At 49.2% G+C, this 24,134-nt stretch carries 22 protein-coding genes and 5 tRNA genes; 1 reads left to right on the top strand and 26 read right to left on the bottom strand.

The window, feature by feature from the left end; genetic code table 11:
- Positions 1-12 precede the first annotated feature (12 nt).
- The 21 genes from AVZ68_RS13390 to AVZ68_RS13495 all read right to left on the bottom strand — a co-directional run bounded on the left by AVZ68_RS13390 (position 13) and on the right by AVZ68_RS13495 (position 17,242).
- Positions 13-900 carry a two-component system regulatory protein YycI gene (locus tag AVZ68_RS13390; protein ID WP_059105068.1) on the bottom strand — a complete coding sequence of 296 codons (888 nt, stop codon included), beginning with the start codon at positions 898-900 and terminating at the stop codon, positions 13-15.
- The gene (locus tag AVZ68_RS13395; protein ID WP_059105069.1) at positions 887-2,197 is read right to left on the bottom strand and encodes a YycH family regulatory protein; all 1,311 of its coding nucleotides are present in this window, start codon (positions 2,195-2,197) and stop codon (positions 887-889) included. The genes AVZ68_RS13390 and AVZ68_RS13395 overlap by 14 nt, the downstream gene beginning before the upstream one ends.
- Positions 2,194-4,002 carry a cell wall metabolism sensor histidine kinase WalK gene (gene walK / locus AVZ68_RS13400; protein WP_059105070.1) on the bottom strand — a complete coding sequence of 603 codons (1,809 nt, stop codon included), beginning with the start codon at positions 4,000-4,002 and terminating at the stop codon, positions 2,194-2,196. Before walK ends, AVZ68_RS13395 begins: the two co-directional genes overlap by 4 nt.
- Entirely contained in the window at positions 4,003-4,716 is a 714-nt protein-coding gene (gene yycF, locus AVZ68_RS13405; RefSeq protein WP_059105071.1) for a response regulator YycF, read from the bottom strand.
- A gap of 236 nt (positions 4,717-4,952) precedes the next feature.
- Positions 4,953-5,025 (bottom strand) — tRNA-Thr (locus tag AVZ68_RS13410).
- 3 nt (positions 5,026-5,028) lie between these two features.
- Positions 5,029-5,104, bottom strand: a tRNA-Phe gene (locus AVZ68_RS13415).
- 64 nt (positions 5,105-5,168) lie between these two features.
- A tRNA-Asp gene (locus AVZ68_RS13420) sits at positions 5,169-5,245 on the bottom strand.
- Positions 5,246-5,265: 20 nt separating this feature from the next.
- A tRNA-Glu gene (locus tag AVZ68_RS13425) sits at positions 5,266-5,337 on the bottom strand.
- Between the two features lie 9 nt (positions 5,338-5,346).
- Positions 5,347-5,422 (bottom strand) — tRNA-Lys (locus tag AVZ68_RS13430).
- Positions 5,423-5,942: 520 nt separating this feature from the next.
- On the bottom strand, positions 5,943-7,229 hold the full coding sequence (locus AVZ68_RS13435) for an adenylosuccinate synthase (protein ID WP_059105072.1): 1,287 nt from the start codon (positions 7,227-7,229) through the stop codon (positions 5,943-5,945).
- Between the two features lie 164 nt (positions 7,230-7,393).
- A complete protein-coding gene (locus AVZ68_RS20920) occupies positions 7,394-7,528 on the bottom strand; it encodes a hypothetical protein (RefSeq protein WP_281176625.1) in 135 nt (44 codons plus the stop codon).
- Between the two features lie 115 nt (positions 7,529-7,643).
- Positions 7,644-9,008 (bottom strand): replicative DNA helicase, encoded by a 1,365-nt coding sequence (gene dnaB / locus AVZ68_RS13440; RefSeq protein ID WP_059105073.1) that lies wholly within the window; start codon positions 9,006-9,008, stop codon positions 7,644-7,646.
- A 506-nt stretch (positions 9,009-9,514) separates the two neighbouring features.
- Entirely contained in the window at positions 9,515-9,958 is a 444-nt protein-coding gene (gene rplI / locus AVZ68_RS13445; protein ID WP_059105074.1) for a 50S ribosomal protein L9, read from the bottom strand.
- A gap of 2 nt (positions 9,959-9,960) precedes the next feature.
- Complete coding sequence (locus AVZ68_RS13450) at positions 9,961-11,925, bottom strand: DHH family phosphoesterase (RefSeq protein WP_059105075.1); 1,965 nt, start codon at positions 11,923-11,925, stop codon at positions 9,961-9,963.
- Positions 11,926-11,966: 41 nt separating this feature from the next.
- A complete protein-coding gene (locus tag AVZ68_RS13455) occupies positions 11,967-12,887 on the bottom strand; it encodes a DUF2232 domain-containing protein (protein ID WP_059105076.1) in 921 nt (306 codons plus the stop codon).
- A 183-nt stretch (positions 12,888-13,070) separates the two neighbouring features.
- Positions 13,071-13,304: a 30S ribosomal protein S18 gene (gene rpsR, locus AVZ68_RS13460; RefSeq protein ID WP_059105077.1), complete on the bottom strand. Its 234-nt coding sequence runs from the start codon at positions 13,302-13,304 to the stop codon at positions 13,071-13,073.
- A 32-nt stretch (positions 13,305-13,336) separates the two neighbouring features.
- Positions 13,337-13,822: a single-stranded DNA-binding protein gene (gene ssb, locus AVZ68_RS13465; RefSeq protein WP_059105078.1), complete on the bottom strand. Its 486-nt coding sequence runs from the start codon at positions 13,820-13,822 to the stop codon at positions 13,337-13,339.
- A gap of 30 nt (positions 13,823-13,852) precedes the next feature.
- Entirely contained in the window at positions 13,853-14,143 is a 291-nt protein-coding gene (gene rpsF / locus AVZ68_RS13470; RefSeq protein ID WP_059105079.1) for a 30S ribosomal protein S6, read from the bottom strand.
- A 364-nt stretch (positions 14,144-14,507) separates the two neighbouring features.
- Positions 14,508-15,605, bottom strand: coding sequence for a redox-regulated ATPase YchF (gene ychF, locus AVZ68_RS13480; RefSeq protein ID WP_059105081.1), 1,098 nt, complete (start codon positions 15,603-15,605; stop codon positions 14,508-14,510).
- 325 nt (positions 15,606-15,930) lie between these two features.
- Positions 15,931-16,134, bottom strand: a complete 204-nt coding sequence (locus tag AVZ68_RS13490; protein WP_059105083.1) for a DUF951 domain-containing protein — start codon at positions 16,132-16,134, stop codon at positions 15,931-15,933.
- A 79-nt stretch (positions 16,135-16,213) separates the two neighbouring features.
- Positions 16,214-17,242 (bottom strand): YkvI family membrane protein, encoded by a 1,029-nt coding sequence (locus tag AVZ68_RS13495; protein ID WP_059105084.1) that lies wholly within the window; start codon positions 17,240-17,242, stop codon positions 16,214-16,216.
- Positions 17,243-17,331: 89 nt separating this feature from the next.
- On the opposite strand from AVZ68_RS13495, the gene yyaC reads away from it, so the two are divergent.
- Positions 17,332-17,988: a spore protease YyaC gene (gene yyaC, locus AVZ68_RS13500; protein WP_059105085.1), complete on the top strand. Its 657-nt coding sequence runs from the start codon at positions 17,332-17,334 to the stop codon at positions 17,986-17,988.
- A gap of 1,081 nt (positions 17,989-19,069) precedes the next feature.
- On the opposite strand, the gene AVZ68_RS13505 is transcribed toward yyaC, so the two are convergent.
- From AVZ68_RS13505 to rsmG, 5 genes are all read right to left on the bottom strand, one after another.
- A complete protein-coding gene (locus AVZ68_RS13505) occupies positions 19,070-20,224 on the bottom strand; it encodes an aminotransferase class V-fold PLP-dependent enzyme (RefSeq protein ID WP_059105086.1) in 1,155 nt (384 codons plus the stop codon).
- Positions 20,225-20,318: 94 nt separating this feature from the next.
- A complete protein-coding gene (locus tag AVZ68_RS13510; protein WP_059105087.1) occupies positions 20,319-21,179 on the bottom strand; it encodes a ParB/RepB/Spo0J family partition protein in 861 nt (286 codons plus the stop codon).
- Positions 21,160-21,933, bottom strand: a complete 774-nt coding sequence (locus AVZ68_RS13515) for a ParA family protein (RefSeq protein WP_059105106.1) — start codon at positions 21,931-21,933, stop codon at positions 21,160-21,162. The genes AVZ68_RS13510 and AVZ68_RS13515 overlap by 20 nt, the downstream gene beginning before the upstream one ends.
- A gap of 510 nt (positions 21,934-22,443) precedes the next feature.
- Positions 22,444-23,301 (bottom strand): nucleoid occlusion protein, encoded by an 858-nt coding sequence (gene noc / locus AVZ68_RS13520; RefSeq protein ID WP_059105088.1) that lies wholly within the window; start codon positions 23,299-23,301, stop codon positions 22,444-22,446.
- Positions 23,302-23,418: 117 nt separating this feature from the next.
- Positions 23,419-24,132, bottom strand: a complete 714-nt coding sequence (rsmG, locus tag AVZ68_RS13525; RefSeq protein ID WP_059105089.1) for a 16S rRNA (guanine(527)-N(7))-methyltransferase RsmG — start codon at positions 24,130-24,132, stop codon at positions 23,419-23,421.
- Positions 24,133-24,134 lie beyond the last annotated feature (2 nt).

The raw sequence follows: 24,134 nt of genomic DNA on the forward strand, positions 1-24,134 counted from the left end.
GCCTAGAATTGCCTACGTCCTCGCCTGCGTCTCCTCGATTTCCCCGTTTTCCTGCTCGTCTTCTTCGTCCTCCTCATTTGGCGCCAATTCCTCGACATTGCCGATGGCCTCTTCGCGAGTGGCATCCACAAGCAGCTCCTCGGTGCCTTCTTCATTTTCCACCGTGATTTTCCACATGGGCGCGAAGACTTCTACACTAAGATCCTCCAAAAAGAAACTGTGATAGCCAAGTTCGACATCTTCCACTCGATCGTTTCGTTGGATGTTCTGGGTGTTCAACAGCACTTCAATCGCCCGCAAGCTGGAGGCCATCTCTCTAGGCCCCTGATTTTCTTCAAATTGGTAGCGGCGCTGCTCATACCCCGTAATCTCTCCGTCCTCATTCAGGGAAAGAACAAGCGGCTCGTCCGTTCCATAGAGATACGTCGTCTTCCCCTCATAGACCTGATTAAAATAAACAAGCCCATTTCCCTCATCAAACCGGCTATAGGTGTACTGATCTCCTCCCCGAACATAGGTCGTGAGAAAAGAAGCCAGTTCGCTAGAGAGGCTTGTCGAATCATCTTGTTCACTCGGCTCGATGTCAAATGGTTCATCTAGCTCCGAGGAGATGGTGGTCAACGACGGGTCTAGGCGTATGTCTTGACTCGGTAAACCCTCAAGTTCGCTTTCCTCGAATACTTCTAAATCGCCCACAACTACACTGGGTGTTCGCTCTCCCTCTGGTAGCTCGTCGGGGAGAGCAATATTATTTTCCTCTTCTAGCGTTTCCTCGATCGTGCTTGACGGTCTCGTATCAATCTGGCTGCTTTGGTACTTGTCGAGCAACTGCCAACCGAGAAAGACGTTCAAGAACAGGAAGGTCACAATGAAAATTGACTTTGTCCTATTCCAATTCATAGTCGTTCTCCTGCGCAAATGAAACCCGTTTCCACTCACCCTCGTACTCATAGAACCAAGCCGGCTCTACAGAAACAAAGCTCGTATTCGGGGCGCTCATGTGATAGCCGATCTGCAAGTTGGTGAGCTTGTCTAGCTCGAACGACGGCTGATCCTGTAACCGTTCCATTACCTCAACCCCTGCGGGCAGCTCTACTTTTCCATCTTCCTCTAGAGGTTCGTTGTTCAAGTAGAAGATCGGCCGGTTGTAATCTGTCATCTGCAGGCCGACACGCCTTACTTCCATTATCATTTGACCTTCTCCCCGGTACGTATAGACGGGGACATGGTTTAAGGAAAAGCGGAATTCCGCGTGTTCAGAATTGCCATCGTCCGTCCAACGGCTCAGCGCGTACTCATCGGTCCATCCGCCATTGCTATTGACATAATCAATCGCTCTTTCCGCTATATGGGTGCTGCTTCTCTCTGGATCACTTGAATACAGCGGATTGCGGTACTCTAAGAACGTCCCATTCGAATTGGTTCTAACCATGCGGCTTCCGGCCGTATAGACTCTGTCCGACGTAACGTTTTGCCTAGTCGCTTCTTCGTTGAAAAGGAGATCGTTAAACTGGCCGACCGGCATGGTTTCCACCCTGTAGGTCTCAGGTCGCATCGTCTCTTCGGTTACCGTCGTATACAGGGTCTCTCTTAGTAGCATCTCTTCGCTTTCCGACTCTTTGACAACCTCAGCTGGCCTCTCCTCCTCATTCAAAAGGAGAAGCTCGCTTAATTCGGTGGGACCCATTGTTGTTTCGATGTTGATCACCTGTTCTTCTCGATTCGAAGCGAGTTGGAGATTCACTTGCTGGCTTTCGACGTTCTCATACACAAGGAGGCGATCGACATCACGGATTGGCAGAGAGACCTCATCCGGGTTTAAATCAAAGAGCTGAATGAACATTTCTCTAGGGATCGCGTCCGGAAAAATGATTTCAATTCCTTGCCCTGCCACCGCTGGTTCCATGATCGTTTGGTTTCCTAACCCTGTTTCTAGCAGCGCTTCATAGACATCTGTAAACAATTGCGACCCCCTCGGAAGGATCGAGTGTTCTTCCCCCCGGTGGAAAACGATCTGTTCTGGCTGCACAAGCTCCGTGAAAATCCGACCCTCGCCAAGATCGTTGTCAACAACCTCCTGCGTGGTCTCAGCTAGGGGGCCACTGCTTGGCTGAAAGGTCCATAGCTGATAGGTGAGAAAAAAACTGAGCGTAATGAGTCCAATTAACACGCCTGTTTTCGTTCGTTCGTACTTCACCCTATTCCCCCCTTAAATGTGGAATATGGCAGTGTGACGTAAATCGTCGTTCCTTGGTTGTACTCACTATGCACCCAGATGTCTCCGTCATGCGCGTGTACGTATTCTTGGGCGATCGCTAGACCCAACCCTGTTCCGCCGACCGTTCTGGCGCGTGCCTTATCGACCCGATAAAAGCGTTCAAAGATCTTCTTTTGAGCTTCTTGTGGGATCCCTAAGCCTTCATCGGCGATGCTGATACGTGCTTTATTTTCCTGGTGCAAGAGTGTAACGGTCACATTGCCACCTTTTGGCGAATACTTCATCGCGTTCGATATAATATTATCAAGTACTTGTGTGATTTTATCTGAGTCTATGTGTGCATACATTGGCTGCTTCACGATGTGGCGGTGAAAGTGAATGTTTTTCTCCGTAGCGATGATCTCAAAGCGATCCACCACTTCATGAAGAAAGCTGCCAAGGTCCACCCAGTTCATCTTCAGGCGATAATCCTGACTATCTATTTTCGAAAGCTGTAGCAAGTCATTCACAAGACGAATCATACGCTCCGTTTCATTTTGAGTGACGCCAAGAAACCGAGGGGCAATCTCCTCATCACTTAGGGCCCCGTCCGCCAGTGCTTCAAGATAGCTTTTCATGGTGGTCAGAGGCGTTCGTAGCTCATGCGAGACATTGGCGACAAACTCGCGGCGTTCCTCTTCAATCTTTTCTTTTTCCGTCACGTCATGAAGGACGCTAATCAGCCCGTTAATCGGCCCATCCTCCTCTTGAATCACGGAGAAGCTCGCTTCGAGAACAAACGGCTCCTCTTCACTGCTCTTATCAATTAACACCGAGTCCGACTGATTGTACAAGTCATAGATGGTAAATGAGTCCCCTAGCTTTAACACTTCAGTAAGCGGCTTTTGCATCATCTGTTTAAGCGACACCCCTAACAGCTCTTCCGCTCGGCGGTTCAGCAAAATGACGTCGCCGTTTTGGTCGGTGGCAACGACTCCGTCCGTCATATGAGCGAGGACCGATTTTAAGCGTTTTTGCTCGCGGTCCCGCATTAATGTGGTGTCATGAAGCTTTTTCGTTAGTTCATTAAACGACATCGCCAGTTGGCCAATCTCATCTGTGCTATGGACGTGAACATGCTTTGTGAAATCGCCATGGCCCATGCGCAAGGCCTGCTTTCGCATGTCAAGAATCGGAGCCGTAATTGTTCGGGCAAGCAAAATCACAAGCACCGCCGTGATCAAAAGCGAAATCACAGTGGCGGTTATAAAGATATTATTAATTTCCGATACATGCGCATGAACGCCCTCAACCGAAGACTCCACGTAGATCGCGCCAATCACTTCTTCCCCGCTTTCGGAACGGACAGGTTCCGCATACACGAAGAAGCGCTCGCCGTCATCACTCAGTTCGATGAAATCTCCTTCTTCAAATAAGAGCGCACGCTTCACCACACCATCTGGCCTCTGCTGTCCGATCACATCGGAATCCGCGATGTCTGAACTCGCCTCAATCACACTATCCATATTCACAAACTGCGCCTTGGCATCGTCAAGGTTGAACGTGCTGCGCAGCAGTCCCGCGAGGTTCTGTTCATCCTCCGGCTTTGCGAGTTCCTGTGTCACGCCCGTTGCAAGCACTTTGATCCGATCCTCAACCATCGTGTCATGATTTTCAAGCAACTGCTGTTCCAGCTGCCTGGAAAAATAGACGCCGATTATCTGCATCGCCACAACAATCAGCAATACGTAGATGATGATGAGTTTAAAGCGAATCGATTTAAAGAAGCCGACATTCCGCTCCATTTACCCCTGCTCCTGCACTTCTGGCAAGGCAAGATAATAGCCCACTCCACGTCTCGTCATAATCCAAACCGGGTAGCTTGGGTTGTCTTCCACCTTCTCACGCAGTCGCCTGACCGTCACATCCACCGTACGTACGTCTCCAAAGTAGTCATAGCCCCACACTGCCTGCAGCAAATGCTCTCGCGTCATCACTTGCCCAAGGTGCTTGCCCAGATAATGAATCAGCTCAAACTCACGATGCGTTAGCTCCACCAGTTCATTGCGCTTTTTCACTTGATAGGCTTCCGGTAGAATCGACAACTCTCCAATCGCAATTTCAGTAGGCGAAGCGGTGGATTCTTCCGCTTTCACTTGTTGCCGGCGCAAGTTCGCTTTCACCCGCGCGAGCAGCTCCCTTGTGCTGAATGGCTTCGTCACGTAGTCGTCCGCGCCAAGTTCAAGACCAAGAACCTTATCAATCTCCGAATCCTTAGCCGTTAGCATAATAATAGGGATATCATACTGCTTGCGAACCTCGCGACACACTTCCATTCCGTCCTTATACGGGAGCATGATGTCAAGCAGGATTAAATCCGGCTTTTTTTCCCTCACTCGTTCTAAAGCTTCGTTCCCGTCATACGCAACGGAGACTTCAAACCCTTCTTTTTCTAAGTTGAATTTTAATATATCCGCAATCGGCTTTTCATCGTCTACAACCAAAATGTTTTTCTCCATTCAAGTAACCTGCTGGCAAAACGCTGGCGATCCCCGCGCGCTTTCCTAGTTGCAGCAGCAGTACAGCCTCCTTTTCACATTAGGAAAATGCAAAAATATCAATGGTTTCCCGGGCAATAGTTCTCATAAAATACCTCTATCTAGTTTAACATAGAAACTCAAAATGTCTTGTATCCACTGTAGCTAGACAAAAAAAAGAACCCCATGTGCGAACACATAAAGTTCTTTTTCTACAATGCCGGCCAGAGGACTTGAACCCCCAACCTACTGATTACAAGTCAGTTGCTCTACCAATTGAGCTAGACCGGCATATGGTGGCTCGGGACGGAATCGAACCGCCGACACACGGATTTTCAGTCCGTTGCTCTACCGACTGAGCTACCGAGCCCTTTCAGCACTTACTTCTTCTATGTACTTCCATACATAAAATCGATCGCTCTAACCAATGTAAATGGCGGTCCGGACGGGACTCGAACCCGCGACCTCCTGCGTGACAGGCAGGCATTCTAACCAACTGAACTACCGGACCAGTAGTATCTATTTAAAAAGTGACCCGTACGGGATTCGAACCCGTGTTACCGCCGTGAAAGGGCGGTGTCTTAACCGCTTGACCAACGGGCCACTGACGAATGGTGAGCCATGAAGGATTCGAACCTTCGACCCTCTGATTAAAAGTCAGATGCTCTACCAACTGAGCTAATGGCTCAAACAATAACCGATTAAACGGTGCGAAAGCAAACCGCTTGTCCTCGGAGCTGAAGCTCTTGGCGACAAGATTTATATTACCACAGCAAAAAAGAGAGCGCAATATATTTTCACGACTTTTTTTAAGTTCTTATGAACCTTTTTAGCATACCCCTAGCCCTCCTTAAGGATACGTATAAACCTGAAAAGCACAGGCGGGTTGCTAAAAAGCACGGATTTTGGAGGGCCTGCTACTCGCAATCCTGGTCTTGGATTTCAGGGCAGGACCGAAAAATCCCGAGCTTTTACCCGCCGCAGCTAGACAAGACCGAAAAGCGCAGGCGGGTCGCCTAAAAGCACGGATTTTGGAGGGCCTGGACTAGAAATCCCGACCTTGGATTTCAGGGCAGGACCGAAAAATCCCGAGCTTTTACCCGCCGCAGCTAGACAAGACCGAAAAGCGCAGGCGGGTTGCCTAGAAGCGCCAGAGCTGGGCAAAAAAGGAAACGCAAGAGAGTCCTGCGTTTCCCACTCTTCCCTCGTTAGGCAAACACACCGCGAACGAGATTTGTCTGAATACGATCCGGGCCTACAGAAAAGACGGTGAGCGGAATCCCTGTAAGCTGTGAGACACGTTCTACATAGCGACGCGCATTATCAGGGAGGTCATGAAGGGTTTTGACCCCCGTAATGTCTTCCTCCCACCCCGGGAGCTCTTCATAAACAGGCTCGCATTCCGCTAAAACGTTAAGGCTTGCTGGGAATTCGTCAAGAATTTCGCCTTTGTAGCGGTAGCTTGTGCAGATTTTTAGCGTCTTAATTCCTGTTAAAACGTCAATCGAATTCAGTGATAGATCGGTTATACCACTCACGCGACGGGCATGACGGACAACGACGCTGTCAAACCAGCCAACGCGACGAGGACGCCCAGTTGTCGTGCCATACTCGCGGCCAACTTTGCGAATTTGATCGCCAATGTCATCGTGCAACTCTGTCGGGAATGGGCCATCGCCCACGCGCGTCGTATAAGCCTTCGATACACCAACCACATGATGAATTTTCGACGGGCCGACCCCAGAACCAATCGTTACTCCTCCAGCAATCGGATTGGAAGAGGTGACAAACGGATACGTGCCCTGGTCGATATCAAGCATCACGCCCTGCGCCCCTTCAAAAAGCACACGACGCCCTTCGTCTAGCGCATCGTTCAGAACGACCGAGGTATCGACCACATACTTGGCGATTTGCTGACCGTATTCATAATACTCGTCAATGATCTCTTCTTTAGTGAATCCTTCTGTTTCATAATACTTTTCAAAGAGACGATTCTTTTCGTTAAGCACACGCTCCACTTTCGCCGCAAACGTATCCTTCTCAAGAAGATCCGCAATGCGAATCCCGATACGCGCGGCTTTATCCATATAAGCAGGCCCAATGCCTTTTTTCGTTGTTCCGATTTTGTCCGCGCCTTTGCGCTCCTCTTCCACGACATCAAGCTTGATGTGGTAAGGCAAAATGATATGAGCACGATTGCTAATTCGCAAATTGCTTGTATCGACATGACGCTCATGCAAGTAGGCAAGCTCTTCAACGAGCGCTTTCGGGTCGATCACCATTCCGTTGCCAATGACGCAAATTTTATCATTATAAAAGATCCCCGAAGGAATTAAATGCAGCTTGTATTTTGTACCTCCGAACACAATCGTGTGCCCAGCATTGTTTCCACCTTGATAGCGGGCAACTACCTCTGCTCTCTCAGACAAGTAGTCCGTGATCTTTCCCTTTCCTTCATCGCCCCACTGTGTTCCAACAACAACGACTGAAGACATTCCTCGCACCTCCGCTCTCTTTAAAAACCATAGTTAGTATAGCAGTTGTGGTTAGCCATCGTCAATGTAAACCCGAACGTTTTTGAAAGCATGAAACTTTTTATTCGTGTGAGAACCCCACTTCTTAGGGAAGTGGAAGACCCTCATGCGGTGCTTGTTCTCTCTCACATCCATCTCTTCTCTCCCACATTCAGTGCCTTCTCTCTCGCATCCACTGCTTTCTCCCCCGCATTCCGTGCCTTCTCTCTCGCATCCATCTCTTTCTCCCCCGCATTTGGTGCCGTCTCTCTCGCATCCACTGCTTTCTCCCCCACATTCAGTCTGTCTCTCTCAGATCCACCTCTTTCTCCCCCGCATTTGGTGCTTTTCCTCTAACAACTCAAAAGAGCCTGCTCGAAATAAGCAGGCTCAATCTTAGGCACCTGGAGGCATGCTCCCTTCATCGTGGCGACGCTCCAGATTAACGAATTTATTATATTCTTTAACAAACGCTAGCTCGACGGTGCCGACTGGACCGTTCCGCTGCTTAGCAATAATGATTTCAATAATATTCTTCGTTTCACTTTCTTTATCGTAATAATCATCTCTATACAGGAAGGCGACGATATCCGCATCCTGCTCAATGCTCCCCGATTCACGAATATCAGACATCATCGGGCGCTTGTCTTGGCGGGATTCAACTCCACGAGAAAGCTGAGACAGGGCAATCACAGGAACCTCTAGCTCACGCGCGATCGCTTTAAGCGTTCTGGAGATCTCTGAAACCTCCTGCTGTCGGTTCTCTCCGCCACGTCCGTTTCCTTGAATGAGCTGTAAATAGTCAATCAAAATCATGCCAAGCCCACTTTCTTGTTTCAACCGCCGACATTTCGCTCGAATCTCCCCAACTTTAACTCCAGGGGTATCATCAATGTAAATGCCCGCTTTGGATAATGATCCCATCGCCATCGATAACTTGTGCCAATCCTCATCTTCAAGTGCCCCGGTCCGCATTCGCTGGGCGTCAATGTTTCCCTCTGCACAAAGCATCCGCGTGACCAACTGACTGGCGCCCATTTCTAGAGAGAAAATCGCCACATTTTCCTCCGTCTTCGTTGCAACATTTTGGGCAATGTTCAGGGCAAAGGCCGTCTTTCCCACCGACGGTCTGGCAGCGACAATGATCAAATCATTGCGCTGAAAGCCTGCCGTCATCGTATCCAGCTCTGAGAAGCCCGTGGCAATCCCCGTAATGTCTCCTCGTGTCTGTTGAAGCATCTCAATTTTATCGTACGTTTCCAACAATACATCTTTTATGGAAACAAAAGCCGTCGTGTTCTTACGCTGGGAGACATCAAGGATGGTCTTTTCTGCCTCATCAAGGATGGCATCGACCTCTTCCTCGCTGGCATAGCCTTCCTGCGCAATATTGGTCGCCACTCGGATCAACCTGCGAAGCACCGATTTTTCTTCGACAATGCGGGTGTAATACTCCACATTCGCCGCTGTCGGCACAGAGTTGGCGACATCGGTTAGGTAAGAGAGACCGCCAATATCATCCAGCCACTTGCGATCCTTAAGCTCCGATGTGACCGTCACCAGATCCACCGGCTCCCCTTTTTCTCCTAAATCAAGCATCACTTCATAGATACGCTGGTGAGCCGCTCGGTAAAAATCCTCCGGCAGCAATTTCTCGCTCGCCGTCGTTAGCGCTTGCTCGGCAAGAAAAACCGCCCCGAGCACCGCCTGCTCCGCCTCAATATTTTGTGGCGGTGTTCGGTCTGAGAAATGCTCACTCATCACGATCCCTCCTCTCCTATGAAATCCCTAAAAAGAAGCTGACCCACATAGGAGTCAGCTTTCTCCGTTTGCAAACAACCGTGTGGGAAAGCGGGTTGAATTTCTTTGCTTCTGACCAGCCCGCCTCTGCTTTTCCTTGATCCAGCTGCAGTGGGCAGGGACTCGAGTCTTTCAGTCAGTCTGATCAAGCCAAGACCGGGCTTGATGCAGCCTACCTTCCAAGACTTTTCGTCCCTAAACGCCCGCCTCCGCTTTTCCTAATCCAGCTGCGGCGGGTAGAAGCTCGAGGTTTCTTCACGCCGCCAGTTCAAGTCAAGGGCGGAGTTGATCTGCCGTCGCTCCAGAACTTGTCGCTCGTGTGCAGGACGCCTCCGCTTTTCCCCGATCCAGCTGCGGCGGGTAGAAGCTCGAGATTTTTCAGTCCTGACACGAAATCCAAAACCCGGATTTCTTTGTCAGGCCTTCCAAAATTCTCGCTTCTGCCCAACCCGCCTCCGCTTTACTATCTAAACTTCTTTCACGTGTACGTTGACCGTCGCCGTTACTTCAGGGTGAATTTTAATGGGTACTTTCGTATTGCCAAGGGAACGGATTGGGTTGTCTAGTTGGATTTTGCGTTTGTCGACTTTTTTGTTTTGTTTGGAGAGCGCTTCGGCGATTTGTTTTGTCGATACGGCTCCAAATAGACGGCCGCCTTCCCCGGATTTAGCCGGGATTTCGAGGGGAAGGGCCTCGAGTTCTTCTTTAAATGCGTTTGCTTTTGCGCGTTCCTCGTCCGCTTTCTTTTGCTCGCTTTTTTCTTTGGCTTCGAGATCTTTCATGTTTCCTTTGGTGGCTTCTTTGGCAAGATTGTTCGGGATCAGGTAATTGCGAGCGTATCCCTCCGATACCTCTTTGGTTTCCCCTTTTTTGCCTTTTCCTTTTACATCTTGCGTAAAGATGACTTTCATCGTTATAAGCCTCCTTCTATAGCTTCATCAATCGCGGTTACCAGCTGTTCTTCCGCTTCCTTAAGCGTGACGTCTTCCATTTGTGTGGCTGCATTGGATAGGTGGCCTCCGCCGCCCAGATGTTCCATAATGACTTGAACGTTGACATCTCCAAGCGAACGTGCGCTGATGCTTGCCTTGTTGTCTTCCCGCATGGAGAGCACAAAGGACGCCTTCACATCGCTCATTTGCAGGAGCGTATCGGCCGCCTGGGCGATCACAATTTGGTCGTAGACCTCCTCCTTGCTGGCCACCGCAATCGCGAACCCATCCTTATACGTATATGCACTTTCTACAAGCTTAGCACGCTTTACATACGTCGCCAAGTCCTCCTTCAGTAGCTTTTGCACAAGTGTGGTATCCGCTCCATTCGCTCTTAGGAAGGAGGCCGCATCAAACGTTCTCGCCCCTGTTCGCACCGCAAAGCTTTTCGTATCAACAATGATTCCAGCAAGCAAGGCCGTTGCCTCTAGCCGGTCCATCTTAAACTGGCGTGGCTGATACTCAAGCAGTTCCGTGACAAGCTCCGCCGTTGATGAAGCATATGGTTCCATATACACAAGCACCGGATCTTCAATAAAATCCTCGCTCCGCCGATGGTGATCAAGAACAATCACACGATCAACCATCTCCAGAAGTTTAGGTTCAATCACGAGCGAAGGTTTGTGGGTGTCGACCACGACGAGCAGCGTGTCACGATCCACCAAGTCAACCGCATTCTCCGGAGAAACGAACTGACTCCAAAGATGATCATGTTCCTCTACTTCCGCAAGCAACCGCCTGACATCGGCATTAATATCGTTCTCATCCAATACAATAAAGCCTTCTCTGTCGTTTAAATCAGCCATCTTCAGTACACCGATCGAAGCACCAATGGCATCCATGTCGGGCCGCTTATGGCCCATTACGATCACACGCTCACTTTCCCGTACAAAGTCGCGCAAAGCATGTGAAATCACACGGGCTCTGACGCGCGTTCGTTTTTCCACCGCATTGGTTTTCCCGCCGTAAAAACGAACGCGCCCATTCTTTTTCTTGATGGCTACCTGGTCCCCGCCACGGCCAAGGGCGAGGTCCAAGCTTGACTGTGCAAGCGTTCCTAGCTGCTTCAAGGAAGTCTCCTCCGTACCAACGCCAATACTGAGTGTAATTGGCACTTTTTCTTTTCCCGTAACGTCTCGAACCTCATCAAGCAATTCAAATCGATTTTCTTCAAGGAGCAAGAGAGATTGATGATTCATCACGGCAAGAAATCGATCCGAAGATGTTCGTCTAAGAAAAATATCATAGTCGTTCGCCCATCCATTTAGCAAGGTTGTCACCTGCGTCATTAAACGGCTCCTGACCTGGTCTTCCATGCCCTGAGTGACTTCATCAAAGTTGTCAAGGTACATGTAAGCCACCACTGGGAGCATATGGTCATACCGTTGCTGGGTCCACTCTTTTTCTGTGACATCGACCATATAAATCAGCCGCTCATTTCGCTCAAATGTACAATAGTAGTAGACCTCTCCAACCTGAATGGTCTCATGGCTCGCTGTATCCCTCACAAGGGGGCTGAGGTCTTCGCTGATCTCATCCAAAGGTTTGCCGGATAGGCCTGTGCCCATCCTTTCAGCGACAAACGGATTGACCCACTGAATGCGCTCCTGTTCATCATAAAGAAGGATGCCCACAGGCAATTTGGTCACCGCCTTTTCGCCCGCCTTGTTCACGCGGTAGCTTAGCGTCGAAATATAGGCGTCGAGGTCGTTGCGAAAGCCCGTCTGTGCCTGAAAAAAGAGGATCATCCATACCCCTAAAACAAAAACGGCAATCAGTCCGAACTCCAAGCGTACATACACAAGCGTGAAGGCCAAGATCACTGAAACGACGAACAGTGCTAGTACATGAAACCCATGCCAACGCTTCTGAATAAAATTCGGCATCCTGTCAACTCCTACCTTCAGTTCCTACGTGATCCCATGCTCTACTGGCCCAATCGCTCACGCAGTCGTAAAATCATGTCAAATGAACCGACGAGGCGCATGATCATCGGCATGATTATGGAGAGCAACACTAAGCCAATGAAAGAAAAAATTCTTAGCCCCATCGATACGCGCTTTTCGTGGAAAACCAGAGCTACAAGCGAAAATCCTTGTAACATCAGGATAAAGCCAAGCAGCAGGATCGCATTTTGCACAACGGCAAAAAACGGCGTACCAACCTCTGGTCCCGTGAAGCTGAGCACGAGAAAAATTAAGTACAGCACAAGGAAGACACGTGGAAAATCCCACTCTCTAAAGGCTGGCAACCTCTGATGGTCGATGTCCAGACGACGGAACATTAAGCCGGCAAACCAGAAAGTTAAAAACGCGTACGTTGCTGCCACAATCACTAAGATTATTGGAATTATCGCCTGCACCGTTTGGACTTGTTCCGTAAGTGAAAATTGGTCAAGTCCAGGCACCCCAGCAAGATCTGCCATCTGCTGCGCTTCCTCTAGCTGTCCGCGTATAAGCTGTGCCACCGAAGCCTCACTTGTTACCGCAAACAGCAAATAGCCTAGGAAAACGAACAAAAAGTACGTGAGTCCGACAGAGAGAAAGACCTGGATTCCCGACTTCCTTTGACGCTCAGCCTCTCCAAGCACAAGGCCAACCGTTGCAAACATGAAGGCGATCACTGGCCCCGCAAGGTTAAAAGAAACCAAGCCCACAAGCGTCATTGCCAGCACAAAACCAAGACCTGGTCGCACGCCATGTCGTCTAGCAAACAAGGCCGCTGGCAGTGGAAGAGCGAGCAGCGCAATGAGATTGACAAGGGGAATATTTAGGATCGATAGAATGAGAAGGAGGAGAAACAGCAACCCTAGTTTGGTGCCATCACTCCAAATCGTTGTGTTTTTCAAGTTGTCACCCCCACCCGCACCATATGCGCTCTTCGTTTTATATAGACGTTCACATCTTTTTTCATGATCCCTGTCTATTTTAGCGCACTTGCACCTAAAGTGAAAGGTGCCCATTGATAAAGAGAAAGAGGGCAGCACAGCAAGCTCTCTCAGCCTGCCTACGCTACCCTCTCATTTCTATGCTCAGTCTACATCCTTCACGTAAGGAAGTAGGGCAATTTGACGAGAACGTTTAATCGCTCTTGTCAACTTACGTTGATATTTCGCAGACGTTCCAGTCACGCGGCGAGGAAGAATTTTTCCACGCTCGGAGATGAAACGCTTAAGAAGATCCACATCTTTGTAATCGATATGCGTAATTTTGTTCGCAGTAAAGAAACAAACCTTTCTGCGCTTTGGACGACCACGACGTGCCATGCTGCAAGCACTCCTTTCTTTTTAACTGTCGTTTAAAACGGGAGGTCATCATCAGAAATATCAACGGAGCCACCGTCGTTTGCGAACGGATCATTGGAAAAACCGCTTGACTTACTGCCTGACTGGTTGCCCCCTTGATGATTCTCATTGCCTGATGGCGCACCACCGTATGAATCATTTCGGTTCTGGTTCTGGCTATTGCGAGGTTCTAGAAACTGCACGCTTTCGGCAACAATTTCAGTGACAAACACACGTCTGCCTTCATTGTTGTCATAGCTTCTCGTTTGTACGCGTCCATCTACGCCAGCAAGGCTGCCTTTTTTTAGGTAGTTCGCCACGTTTTCCGCTTGCTTGCGCCAAACCACACAATTGATGAAATCCGCTTCTCTCTCCCCTTGCTGGTTGGAGAAAGGCCGATTGACCGCTAGTGTAAAGTTAGCTACAGCTACACCGTTTGGCGTGTAACGCATTTCAGGATCGCGCGTTAGGCGTCCCACAAGGACAACACGATTCAGCAATACCATCCCTCCCGCAACTTAAGTGATCTATTAGTTTTGTTCGTCTTTAACTACAAGAACACGAATCACGTTATCGTTGATCTTAATCAAACGATTGAATTCGTCGAGCGCTTCGCCGTCAGCTTGTACGTTAAGAAGCACGTAAAAACCGTCTTTGAAATCATTGATTTCATAGGCTAGACGCTTTTTGCCTTGCTCGGTCACCTTGTCGATCACAGCACCATTGTCGGTGAGCACTTTGTTGTAGCGCTCAATGATCTCTTTGTTTGCTGCCTCTTCTAGGGTTGGAGCGATAATGTACATAATTTCGTACGTACGCATTCCAGTCACCTCCTTTTGGTCTAAACGGCTCCGTTTTAGGCGGAGCAAGGAGCAAAAGTCAATTTACTCACATTCGTTGATTATAGCAGAATTCGATAGGCGAATCAATAAGAGAATGGATCACCTTCTTTCACAAAAAGCTAGACAAGAGAAAAGGACATGAAAAAGAGAATGGTGTCTTACCGAGGAGAGTCTTGCTTGAGGTCTTACCTGAATACTATTTCGCCACCGTTCGTCGATTTCCTTCATCTTTTTTAAGATCATTTTCGCCAATGGCACCAAAAGCGCAGGCGAGTCGAACAGAAACGCCAAGGTTGGAAGACCTGACAAAAAGAGCCCATGAACCATCATGAGCCCTTTCTCCCTATACATTAAAACGGAAGTGAATCACATCTCCGTCTTGAACAACATAATCTTTCCCTTCAAGGCGAACACGACCACGCTCTTTCGCAACATTCATCGAGCCCGCATCGACCAAGTCGTCATAGGAAACCGTTTCTGCACGAATAAATCCGCGCTCAAAGTCAGTATGAATGATCCCTGCTGCTTGCGGCGCTTTTGTGCCCGTACGGAACGTCCAGGCGCGAACTTCTTGCTCGCCCGCCGTAAAATACGTATTCAAACCAAGAAGAGAGTAAGCGGCGCGAATCAGCTGATCGAGTCCCGACTCTTTAATCCCAAGCTCCTCTAGAAACATCTCCTTTTCATCCCCATCAAGCTCGGCAATCTCCGCCTCAATTTTGGCACAGACCACAATGACATTGCTGTTCTCGTCCGCCGCAAATGCCTTCACCGCCTGCACGTACTCATTGTCCGGGGAGACGAGGTCTTCTTCCGATACATTGGCCACATAAAGCACAGGCTTGCTCGTTAACAGATGAAGCTGCTTAACGATCTTTTGCTGGTCCTCTGTAAATTCAACGCTCCGTGCCGGTTTTTCCGATTCAAACGCGTCTTTTAGCGCCTCAAGCACTTCAAGCTCAGCCACCGCCGCTTTGTCCTTCGTTTTCGCTAGCTTGGCGACGCGCCCGATGCGTTTATCAACGGTATCAAGATCGGCCAGAATTAACTCCAGATTGATCACTTCAATGTCGTTAAGAGGATTGACCCCACCAGAGACATGGGTGATGTTGTCATCGGCAAAGCAGCGAACAACATGGGAGATCGCATCGACCTGACGAATGTGAGAAAGAAATTGGTTTCCAAGCCCTTCCCCTTTGCTCGCCCCCTCGACAATCCCGGCAATATCAGTGAACTCAAACGCCGTAGGAATCGTTTTTTTGGGTTGGACAAGCGCGGTTAGCTTGTCCAACCGCTCATCCGGCACCTCGACAATTCCGACGTTTGGATCAATGGTGCAAAATGGATAGTTGGCGGACTCTGCCCCCGCCTGCGTGATTGCATTAAATAACGTCGATTTCCCTACATTGGGCAACCCGACAATTCCTGTTGTTAAAGCCATTTAGGCACAACCCTTCCTCTATAAAATAACGAACTCACACCGAAAAGCGTAGGCGCCCGGCTCACGAGCGACAAGTTCTGGAGCGACTGCAGCATCAAGCCCGATTTTGGCTTGATCTGGCGGCGTGAAGAAACCTCGAGCGAGTGGAAGCCGCAGCTGGATCAGGAAAAGCGTAGGCGGGTCGCTCAGAAGTGAGGATTTTGGAAGGCCTGCACAAGAAATCCCGTTTTTGGATTTCAGGGCAGGACTGAAAAATCCCGAGCTTCTACCCGCCGGAGCTAGACATAAAAACAAGGTCGAACGCGCTCGAAGGCGTCCTCCCTTGTCAGTCAGCCGTATGTTCTCGTTCTACCACTTTTTTCATTTTCTTGGAAAACTCTCGGCGGGAGAGTAGGACGCTGTGCTGACAGCCCATGCATTTGATCCGGACGTCCATTCCCATCCGTATCACTTTCCATCGATTCTCCCCGCACGGATGAGGCTTTTTCATCGCCACAATATCATGCAACGCAAACTCTTTATCTGCCACCTCTCTGCCTCCTTGCTAAGCCTTCCCTGAGATTATGCTTGTATTATACATGATTTTCAGCGAAAAGTGGAAGCCTGAGCTAAGAACGTCGTTTAAGAGCCGGGTGATGGGTGACCGGATAAAGCAGTACGGCCGCAACCACATACAAGTTCAGGACCCCATACAACGGATAGAGGACGGAAATTAACGTCGAGAACCCAAACGTGGTCAAAGGGGCCATGCAGGCAACGAGAAAAAGAGCAATTAACCAGGCAGGCCCTTGAATCGTTGGGCGAAACCTTGAAATTAGAGAAAAAACACCCGTTGTCGCCGTGGTATATATCGCTAGCCAGAGCAGAAGCGAAATGGCAAGCACCATCACAGACGGATAATGCTTGAGTATGACAAACAACGGAATTTCATAAAAAATAATTTCCTGCGCCACCGATAGAAGCGATTCATTGTAGAGATAAGAAATCCCTCCCAGGGTCAATCCACTGCCAACGCTAGCAATGATGATCTCTCCCCTCGATTCGATCTTTCCCCCGATGGCGCCAAGGATCGCGATCACTGGCAAAATGTTTAACGATGTAAAGGTAAGCGCTGCGGGCCAATTATGCTGGAGGTCAAAATGAAAAGCAATGGGAAAATGAATCGAGTACTGATAGACGAGCAGCACCGCCACAAGACAGACAATCAGAATCGGAATCAGAAAGGCGTTTATTTTCGTCATCCCATCCGTTTCTCGGATAAACATCAGCACCACTAAACACGAAATTAGGATGATCCCTGCCCAGGATGGGATCTTGTACACCTCAAGGGTGGCCCCTCCACCCGCCAACATGATGACGGTCACCGAAAACAAGTAGACGACGATCATGACATCATAGGCTTTGGCTAGTTTTTTTCCTAAAAGGGCTTCAAGCACAGGCAAATAATGCGTCGTCTTCTTCTGGTTCGCGATCAAAAGAACGACAAAACAGCATACGGTAAAAAGAATGGAAAATAGAATGATAGCCAGTCCGCTTTCCGCCCCAAAAAACTCCCATAGCTCACGCCCCGAGGCATAGCCCGCTCCAATGATGGTTCCAACGATTAAAAACATCCACTTTAATCCACTGCCCCACATATCCCGTTTCCCTCGCCTTCGTATTCCACATGTATAGAACCAGTTGAAACTCACTATACTGTTACTACTATGGCAAAGGAGTCCCGATTATGAGTACAAACCTATGGCCTTTTCGCAAGAAGCCTCGCTCGATAAGAGTACATATGGATGACATACGCGTGGAAGGAGAACTAGCCGAAGCGCTCCTTGCCCAATGTGAGACACGTGGGTCCAGAGAGCTGGTGCTCATTTGCGTTGGAACAGACCGCTCCACAGGAGACGCCCTCGGACCGCTCGTTGGCACAAAGCTTGCCACTGAATCTCTCTCCATGTTTCACGTGTATGGAACGCTTGCAGCGCCGGTTCATGCCGCCAATATGGAAGAACGCCTCGCAGAGATTTCGGCAAAGCACCCGAATGCCTACGTTGTTGCCGTCGATGCCTGTCTAGGTCGGTCGCCCAATGTCGGATGTTTAACCTTAAGCGAAGACTCGCTTAAGCCAGGGGCGGCGATGGGGAAATCGTTGCCGACGATTGGCGATGTCAGTTTGACAGCAATCGTCAACGTCGGTGGGATGATGGACTTTTATACGCTACAAAACACACGGCTCTACACAGTCATGACGATGGCTGAAAAGCTGGCCAACGTGATAAGAACCGTCGATGAGTTACTTGTGAAAAGACAAGCGCGGCGTGCCTTTTTTTCCCTCCCTACAACCGAAATGCGCAGACGGGTTGCTCAGAAGCGCGAATTTTGGAAGACCTGACATAAGAAATCCGACCTTAGATTTCGTTGTCAGGACTGAAAAATCTTTAGCTTCTACCCGCCGGAGCTAGACAATCCCGAAATGCGCAGGCGGGTCGCCCAGAAGCAAAAATTTTGGAAGGCCTGACATAAGAAATCCGACCTTAGATTTCGTTGTCAGGACTGAAAAATCTTTAGCTTCTACCCGCCCGGAGCTAGACAAAACCGAGTAGGCGTAGCCATTACTGACTACGCCTCTCACAGATCCACACGTGCGGGTCTACGCATGTGGCTCCTCCCATATATCCCATCTAGAGACAAAGCTCATCATAGACAGATGTTAGAATGACAAGCCTAATGTCTGTCTGTTCGCTTTACGTCAGTGTTTTCGCTCTTTCTCTGTTTCTGTTTCTCCTGCGAGACAGATTCCACAAGTCGGTTAGCTCATTGGCAGTCCTTGCTCTTCTGTCGTCGGCGATGGACGGTGTACCCTTCTGTTCGACCCTGGCATCAGTCCTCTTTGACTCTTGTCCAGTTTCTGCCCATTTCCACAGACATCCGAAAGTCTACTCGCATTGATCTTTATGGGTCACGCCCTTCGCACGGATTTCCTGGCTTTTGGATCAGGAATCCCAACGGCATCCTCGCACCGTTTCACTCATGTGCTGTCCTCACTTCTGTTGCCAGAAGGTCTTCGGCATGAGCTTCTTCACTACTATGGCGATCTCTGACTTCTCCCTCTCATCTCGATACCCTTGGCATAGCCTTGCGATATCAATACCCTTTTTGGGAAGCAGGAAGATCTCAATGGGTCACATCATACACTTTCACCCTAAGCCAGCCCTCCTAACACTTCGAGCCACCAGCCATTCGGACTTCCTGCTCTTTTGCACAGTCATCCGGCTCTCATGCCAACATGGGATATTCAGCTCTGTTCAGGGTTTTGCCTTCAGATCCTCCGCACGTGTCCTCACGGTCCACGCACTATCTGTTAGCTAGTGCTTCCCGGCTGTTCGGGCGCATTCGGGACTTGCACCCTATAGCGTATGTGCTGCCACTCGCGAAAAAGGGAGATGCTGTAACCAGCACCTCCCCTCGTTCTTTTATAAGGGAAAAGCTGCGTCAATCGCTGCCAGCGCATCTAGAAGAGCCTCTACTTCTTCTTCGGTCGTATACGGCCCAAAGCTCACGCGCACGAGTCCTGCGTCAGCGGTCCCGTAATGTTGATGGAGCCTCGGAGCGCAGTGAAGACCGGCGCGAACGGCCATTTGATAATGCTCGTCTAAAATCATCGCCACTTCCTGACTGCTAATTCCTGCAAATGAAAACGCCACGACCGCCACCCGCTCTTTCTCACTTCGAGGACCGATAACTCTCACCGTTTCCATTTGATTAAGTCCCTTTAAAAATTGCTTGGTCCGCTTGGCTTCGCCCTCATGAATCGTTTCAATACCTAAACGACGAATCTCGGCTACGCCCGCACCCAGTCCGGCAATTCCTGGCGTATTCAGCGTTCCGGCTTCATAGCGTTCCGGCCACTCACCCGGCTGCTCGTCAAGTTCAGAAAGGTGACCGGTCCCGCCATGAATCAACGGGGTGAGCCCTACATCCCGCCTGCTCACAAGCACCCCTGTCCCCTGAGGCCCAAGCAACCCTTTATGGCCAGCAAAAGCAAGCAAGTCAATTCCGTCTCTTTCGATATCGATGTCCACCGCTCCCGCTGTTTGCGACGCATCAACGATGAAGAAAGCTCCTTTTTCTGCGGCAATTTCGGATACGGCGCGCAAAGGAAGCATCACCCCTGTGACGTTGGAGGCGTGATTTGCGACAATCGCCTTTGTGTTTGCCGTCATGGCAGAAGATACCTGTTCTGAACGGATCAGCCCCGCTTCGTCAGGTTCAACATACGTCACTCGGACCCCCTTCGTTTTCTCAAGTTGCTTAAGGGGACGAATCACAGAGTTATGTTCGAACGCTGTGGCAATCACATGGTCCCCGGCGGACAAAGGAAATCCCAATAGTGCCTGGTTCAAGGCCTGCGTCGCGTTTTGATAAAACCAGACGTGGCGAGGATGGGCGGCATTAAACATCCGAGCAATCGCACCCCTTGTTTCCTCGACAACCATTCCTGCCGACCGTGCAAGTGCATGGCCACTTCTCCCTGGATTTGCGCCATACTCGTCGACAGCTTTCGCCATTGCCTCGGACACCGTTTTCGGCTTTGGAAACGAGGAGGCCGCATGGTCAAAATAATACAACGGTTCACCTTCTTTCTTCTTTATATTCGAAACGCGCAGGCGGGTTGGGAGGAGCGAGACAAAAAGAAGCCATCACGATGACGACTTCCACGGCTTATTCATGTTCCTCCTGCTGATCCACCAGCAGTTCTACTATACGTTCTAAGTCATCTTCAGAAAAATAGTCAATCTCAATTCTCCCTTTTTTCTTTCCAGGCTTAATAGAAACCGATGTCCCAAGCGTATCTCGTAAGCGATCCTGTCTTTCTTGCAAAATCGCAGGCAGTTTGATTTTCGCTGGCTTTGTTTCACGTGGAACATGCTCATTCAATTGTTGCACAAGCTGTTCAAGCTCTCGCACGCTTAGCTTCTGTTGAAGAACCTTCTCAAGCAAGACCGACATTTTTTTCTTCTGTTTCAGCCCAAGAAGCGCTCGTCCGTGCCCCATTGACAGTTTGCCGTCAGAAATAAACTGCTGCACCATTTGCGGGAGCTGCAAAAGCCGCAAATGATTGGCAATATGAGGTCGGCTCATTCCTAATCGTTTTGCCAGTTGTTCCTGGGTGACCTCCGTGTGCTCCATCAGCTTTTCATACGCAAGCGCCTCTTCAATCGGATTTAAATCTTCACGCTGAAGGTTTTCAATCAGTGCAAGTTCCATCATCTTGCTTTCATCAAACTCATGAATAATCACAGGCACTTGCGTTAAGCCAGCCTCTTTCGCTGCCCGGAAACGTCGCTCCCCCATGACGATCTCATAGCCTTTAATGCTCTTTCGTACGGTTATTGGCTGTAAGATCCCATGCGTTAGAATGGAATCACTGAGCTCCGCGATCGACTGCTCAGAGAAAGTTTTTCGCGGCTGATATGGGTTCGGGCGGAGCTCTTTAAGAAGGACAACCTCTACCGCACCTTGTCCTTTATCCTCATGATCCGGGAAGAATGCCTGCAAGCCTTTACCTAACGCCTTCGCCATTTGCCACCACTTCCTTTGCTAGATCTACGTACACTTCTGATCCGCGAGACTTTGCATCATACAAAATGATGGGCTTTCCGTGGCTCGGTGCTTCTCCCAAGCGAATCGTGCGTGGGATAATCGTATCAAACACCTTTTCTCGAAAATATTTCTTCACTTCTTCAATCACTTGAATCCCCAAGTTCGTGCGTGCATCTAGCATCGTTAGCAAAACACCTTCGATTGCGAGGTCTGTATTTAAATGCTTCTGCACAAGTCGTACTGTATTAAGTAGTTGACTTAGTCCTTCTAACGCATAATACTCGCACTGCACCGGAATAACGACGGAATCAGAGGCCGTTAACGCATTGATGGTAAGAAGCCCAAGTGAAGGCGGACAGTCAATAAAAATAAAATCATAGTTCGTCTTTAACGGGGCAAGTGCTTTCTTCAAACGAACTTCTCTTGAAATCGTTGGAACAAGCTCAATTTCGGCCCCTGATAACTGAATGGTTGCCGGAATGACATCGAGATTCTCATGGACAGACGAACGAACCACGCGACTAGCTTCCGCATCTTCTATAAGTAGATCATACACACACTCATCCACATCGCCTTTTTCGACACCAACCCCGCTTGTTGCATTGCCTTGCGGATCAATGTCAACGAGGAGTACGCGGTTTCCTAAGTGGGCGAGAGAAGCACTCAGGTTGATGGACGTTGTTGTTTTCCCTACCCCACCTTTTTGATTTGCTACAGCGACGATTTTCGCCACATCGGCACCTACTTTCGCTACAAACATTAAACCAGTCCAGTTTTATTCTATCATAAATTTTCATCTACGCTTATGAAAGTTACATTTCCTAAGAAAATAGCGTCTCACGATCGACACGAAAAGCGCAGGAGGGTTGATCAGGAGCGCGAATTTTGGAGACCCAATAAACGAAATCCCGACCTTGGGTTTCGTTATTGGGGCGAAAAATCTCGACGCTCCTACCCGCCGCAGCTAGACAAAGAAAAGCGGAGGTGCCCTGCTCACGAGCGACAAGTTCTGGAGTGACGGCAGGATCAAGCCTGGGTTTGGCTTGATCTGGCGGCGTGAAGAAACCTCGAGCGAGTGGGCGCCGCAGCTAGACAACCAGAAAAGCGCAGGCGGGTGAACAGAAGCGAGGATTTTGGAAGGCCTGGCAAGAAATCCCGGTTTTGGATTTCGCGTCAGGACTGAAAAATCCCGAGCTTCTTCCCGCCGGAGCTAGACAAAAAAATAACCCATCTAGCAGATAGATTATTTTTTGGGGATTCGAATCGTAAATTGATAGAATTCATCGTTGTCTTCCTCGTCTGTATCGACTTGAAGACCGCTTTTTGCGACCAAGTCTACCGATTGTCGAATCGTGTTCATGGCGATACGCATGTCTTTTGGGTACGATTTACGCGTGGCTTTCTTCTTTTTAGGTGCTTCTTCTTTGCTCTCTTCCTCCGCTGCAAAATAGGCTCGCACGCGCTCTTCCGTTTGCTTTACGTTTAAGTGCTCGTCAATGATCATCTGCATGATGTCTTCTTGAGCCTGGTTTTCTTTAAGAACGATTAATGCACGGGCGTGCCTTTCTGAGATCTCGCGGTTCAAAATCGCTGTTTGCACGGATTCAGGCAAATGCAAAAGACGGAGTTTATTAGCAATCGTCGACTGCCCTTTGCCGAGTCGCTGTGCCAAACTTTCCTGCGTCAGTTCATGAAGCTCAATCAACTTGGCGTACGCGACCGCCTCTTCAATCGCTGTTAATCCCTCTCGCTGTAAATTTTCAATCAGGGCAATCGAGGCCGTTTGAGAATCGTTGAACTCCTTAACGATTGCCGGTATCGTTTCCCATCCAAGTGACGTGACCGCACGCCAGCGCCTCTCCCCTGCAATAAGCTCGTATTTATCATCACGTATTCGCACGACAATTGGCTGGATGACTCCGTGAGTGCGGATCGTTTGAGCGAGTTCAGCAATGCGCTCCTCATCGAACAAGGTCCTTGGTTGAAACCGGTTCGGTACGATATCTTTAATGGCAAGCTGTTTTACTTCCTCGTTTTCACTCAACTCAGAGTCATTGTTTTTCTCACTGAAGCCAAATAGGCGTGAAAACGACTGCTTCATCGCCTGACACCACCTTTTATTTTTACCGTCTTGAGTGATTCGACATTTACACGCAGCAATCCTTCATTCCAAACAACGTTTTCCTCTCTGATATGTTTCACGTGAAACATTACAGGCTTACGAGAGGGGTTGCTTATTCGGTATTCCTGGTTTACGCGGATACTTTTTAGGGGTTGCTTTGATTTTTTGGATGTGCAATATATGCCGCTCACTTTCTTCGATCGGCAAGGAAAAGGAGTGGTTGGCAGAAACCTTTCCCCCAAGCATAGCAACCGCTTTCTCACCATCCGAAAGTTCATCCTGTGTACCTGCTCCCTTTAGGGCAATAAAATCGCCGCCGACCTTTACAAAGGGCAAACAAAGCTCGCTTAGCACCGATAGCCGAGCCACAGCCCTTGCCGTTACCACTTCATACTGCTCTCGGTGAGCTGAATCTTTGCCTGCGATTTCCGCCCGGTCATGATAGAACGCCACACCATCAAGCTTAAGCTCATCGGCAAGATGCCGAAGAAAACCAATTCTTTTTTTCAACGAATCGATGATGGAGACATGAATATCGGGGTACAAGATCTTTAAAGGCAAGCTAGGAAAACCAGCCCCGGCTCCTACATCCAAAATGCGCTGCTCTGAGAACGAATAAAAAAAGCTAGCAGAGAGAGAATCAAAGAAATGCTTTAAGTAAACGTCATCTTCATCTGTGATTGCGGTTAGGTTCATTTTTTCATTCCACTCGACGAGCAGCTCAAAGTAGCGCTTGAACTGCTCTTCCTGAGTGGAGGATAGGACAATTCCTTGCTGCTCAAGCAGAGGAAGAAAGTCTGTTTTACTCAAAG

This window comes from Shouchella shacheensis (assembly GCF_001484965.1).
GTDB classification, from domain to species: Bacteria; Bacillota; Bacilli; order Bacillales; family Bacillaceae_D; genus Shouchella; species Shouchella shacheensis.

Bases quoted from the DNA above. Each gene is read 5' to 3' on its own strand.
- AVZ68_RS13390 (WP_059105068.1), bottom strand. From the start codon at position 900: ATGAATTGGAATAGGACAAAGTCAATTTTCATTGTGACCTTCCTGTTC.
- walK (WP_059105070.1), bottom strand. From the start codon at position 4,002: ATGGAGCGGAATGTCGGCTTCTTTAAATCGATTCGCTTTAAACTCATC.
- yycF (WP_059105071.1), bottom strand. From the start codon at position 4,716: ATGGAGAAAAACATTTTGGTTGTAGACGATGAAAAGCCGATTGCGGAT.
- AVZ68_RS13435 (WP_059105072.1), bottom strand. From the start codon at position 7,229: ATGTCTTCAGTCGTTGTTGTTGGAACACAGTGGGGCGATGAAGGAAAG.
- dnaB (WP_059105073.1), bottom strand. From the start codon at position 9,008: ATGAGTGAGCATTTCTCAGACCGAACACCGCCACAAAATATTGAGGCG.
- rplI (WP_059105074.1), bottom strand. From the start codon at position 9,958: ATGAAAGTCATCTTTACGCAAGATGTAAAAGGAAAAGGCAAAAAAGGG.
- AVZ68_RS13450 (WP_059105075.1), bottom strand. From the start codon at position 11,925: ATGCCGAATTTTATTCAGAAGCGTTGGCATGGGTTTCATGTACTAGCA.
- rpsR (WP_059105077.1), bottom strand. From the start codon at position 13,304: ATGGCACGTCGTGGTCGTCCAAAGCGCAGAAAGGTTTGTTTCTTTACT.
- rpsF (WP_059105079.1), bottom strand. From the start codon at position 14,143: ATGCGTACGTACGAAATTATGTACATTATCGCTCCAACCCTAGAAGAG.
- ychF (WP_059105081.1), bottom strand. From the start codon at position 15,605: ATGGCTTTAACAACAGGAATTGTCGGGTTGCCCAATGTAGGGAAATCG.
- AVZ68_RS13495 (WP_059105084.1), bottom strand. From the start codon at position 17,242: ATGTGGGGCAGTGGATTAAAGTGGATGTTTTTAATCGTTGGAACCATC.
- yyaC (WP_059105085.1), top strand. From the start codon at position 17,332: ATGAGTACAAACCTATGGCCTTTTCGCAAGAAGCCTCGCTCGATAAGA.
- AVZ68_RS13510 (WP_059105087.1), bottom strand. From the start codon at position 21,179: ATGGCGAAGGCGTTAGGTAAAGGCTTGCAGGCATTCTTCCCGGATCAT.
- noc (WP_059105088.1), bottom strand. From the start codon at position 23,301: ATGAAGCAGTCGTTTTCACGCCTATTTGGCTTCAGTGAGAAAAACAAT.